Origin of the sequence: Blautia sp. Sow4_E7 (assembly GCF_052116245.1) — a bacterium.
In the GTDB taxonomy this organism is placed as follows: domain Bacteria; phylum Bacillota; class Clostridia; order Lachnospirales; family Lachnospiraceae; genus Blautia_A.
The window spans coordinates 1-2058 of sequence record NZ_JBQKLL010000102.1 but is presented as its reverse complement, the minus strand read 5'-3'; the positions used below and the strand labels follow the sequence as shown (position 1 = coordinate 2058).

The window sequence follows — 2058 nt, the reverse complement described above, 5'->3', positions numbered from 1 at the left end:
AAAATGTCCGCCAGAAATTTAAATAAAAGTCTCTGGCGGACAGAAATTCCGTCTGATTCCGGGCAAAAAATACCGGATGGTTTTGGACAAAACCGGTCGTCAGTAACAATACATATCCCAGATTTTATTATTTGACAAATCGTCCTCTTCTATAAGACTAATATCTTTCGACAACGCAAAAACAATATTAAAAAACACCTGAGGATCTTTATGATTAAATTTACAGAACTGAAAAACGCGATGAAAGGGATTCTCTGGCATAAACAGTCAGTCCTGAGTCATATACATGTGCTGGTCTTTAGTGTCATCTTCGGACCACTCCATATAATCCATCAATATATTATTTAGCCGTTTCCAATCTGCCAGCAATGTTTGATTTTCTCTATCATCTTTCTCCAGATTCTTAAAGCCGTAGCTATAATAATCCCTCAACATATCTTTAAAGCTCTGATCAAACTTTAATGCTGTAATAAGTTCCTCATGTGTAGCCATTTTATCCCTCCCTGACAGAAATAAACAGAGTGTCATCATACTATTAATTGTAGTATAACAACACTCTATAAAACTATCAACTGGGCTTACATATCAATTCCGCCATCAATTCCATCACTCATGTCATTGTCAATGGCTCCTTCGATTTCGGAATTTGCACAGTTATCGATGGAGCTCTCAATTCCAATACTCTCCTCACTGTCAATGGTTCCTTCGATTCCAATATTTTCGGCCTCATTGATTTCAGCAAAATCACCATCTCGATCAAAGCCAGTTGTATGTGCAATTTCCTGCTGATTGTCGCCTAATGTGTATTGTCCATTCTCAGACCGTGCATTATAGTCAAAAGAAATTTGATTGCAATTATCAATTATAGACTGATCAACTTTAATTGAATTTAAAAATTCTTCTTTTCCCATGATTGGTCTCCTTAATATTTTTTTATTGCCAAACTAATTTTAACGGCTTCTAATGGGGCAAAAGATTCATAAGTTCATGATATCTTTTTCTTCTTATATTACTAAATACAATTATTGTTGGTGTATGTGAATTTGCATTGTATTTTACTGGAATCGAGATTTTACACCACAATAAATTCCAGTCGACCTGAATCATCTTCGCATTAACAATTTCTGATAATGGATAACTTTTTTCTTTTCCGAAAAAAGGAGGAAGTCCTTTTTTTACAATAAAGCATTTTTGTTTGTCTGAATATGCATACCTTTCAAATGGATGCAAAAGATTCCACGCCTTCCACTCATTTTTAACAACACTTCTAACCGCTTTCTTCTTAGGAAAAGTTCCACTATGTCCGTAGAAAAGACTTTCTATTTTTCCTTTAAAAATTTCAAAATCTTTTTTACATCCAAAGATATAATATAATACTCCAATTATCAAGATTCCCAAAAGGAACGGTACTGCTTTTCCAAACCCTCTGGAGCACATAGCCGATAACAGTATGGTTGTAACCACAAGTGCTATTTTGTTAGTATTCTCATCCAGAAACAGAAGCGTCATGATCAGGGAAATGAACATTAGAATCCACGCGAAGAAAGTGTCATCACCATTTCCAGATATCACAATGTACATAACCAAAAAAAATGCCTACACCTTTAATAAATTTTTGAATTTTCTCCCAAATATCCATTGTATCTTTCCTCCCTCTCTTTTATGTACTTCATTCTACTCTTTTTCTATGCTTTTGTCGAAAGTTAATCCGAATATTTTGTTATATATGTAAAAATAGCTTAATCATTTGATCCAAATGATTAAGCACATCTAATTCCTTATAGGTAAGGTATAACGACACTTGCGATAGCTTATATTCCATGGTACCAAGAATTGAATGTTTCAATTCCTTATAGGTAAGGTACAACAACAGCATTTACCTGTTCTTAAGATTCATTATTACAGATTTGGTTGCTTTTTGCAACTTTTTTATTGTGAATTTTGAGTAATAAAAAAACGATAACCAAATGGCTACCGTTTAGGTTCTGTACCTTCAAAACTACATACATGTTACATCCTCTATGGAATCATTTCTAACCTTGCGATTATTGGTCAAGC

At 33.9% G+C, this 2058-nt stretch carries 3 protein-coding genes; all 3 read right to left on the bottom strand.

From position 1 onward, the window contains the following. Positions 1–267 precede the first annotated feature (267 nt). The gene (locus tag ACTQ50_RS19480) at positions 268–492 is read right to left on the bottom strand and encodes a hypothetical protein (protein ID WP_441485538.1); all 225 of its coding nucleotides are present in this window, start codon (positions 490–492) and stop codon (positions 268–270) included. 86 nt (positions 493–578) lie between these two features. After that, positions 579–911 carry a hypothetical protein gene (locus ACTQ50_RS19475; RefSeq protein ID WP_441485537.1) on the bottom strand — a complete coding sequence of 111 codons (333 nt, stop codon included), beginning with the start codon at positions 909–911 and terminating at the stop codon, positions 579–581. Positions 912–960: 49 nt separating this feature from the next. Beyond that, positions 961–1581, bottom strand: a complete 621-nt coding sequence (locus ACTQ50_RS19470) for a hypothetical protein (protein WP_441485536.1) — start codon at positions 1579–1581, stop codon at positions 961–963. Positions 1582–2058 lie beyond the last annotated feature (477 nt).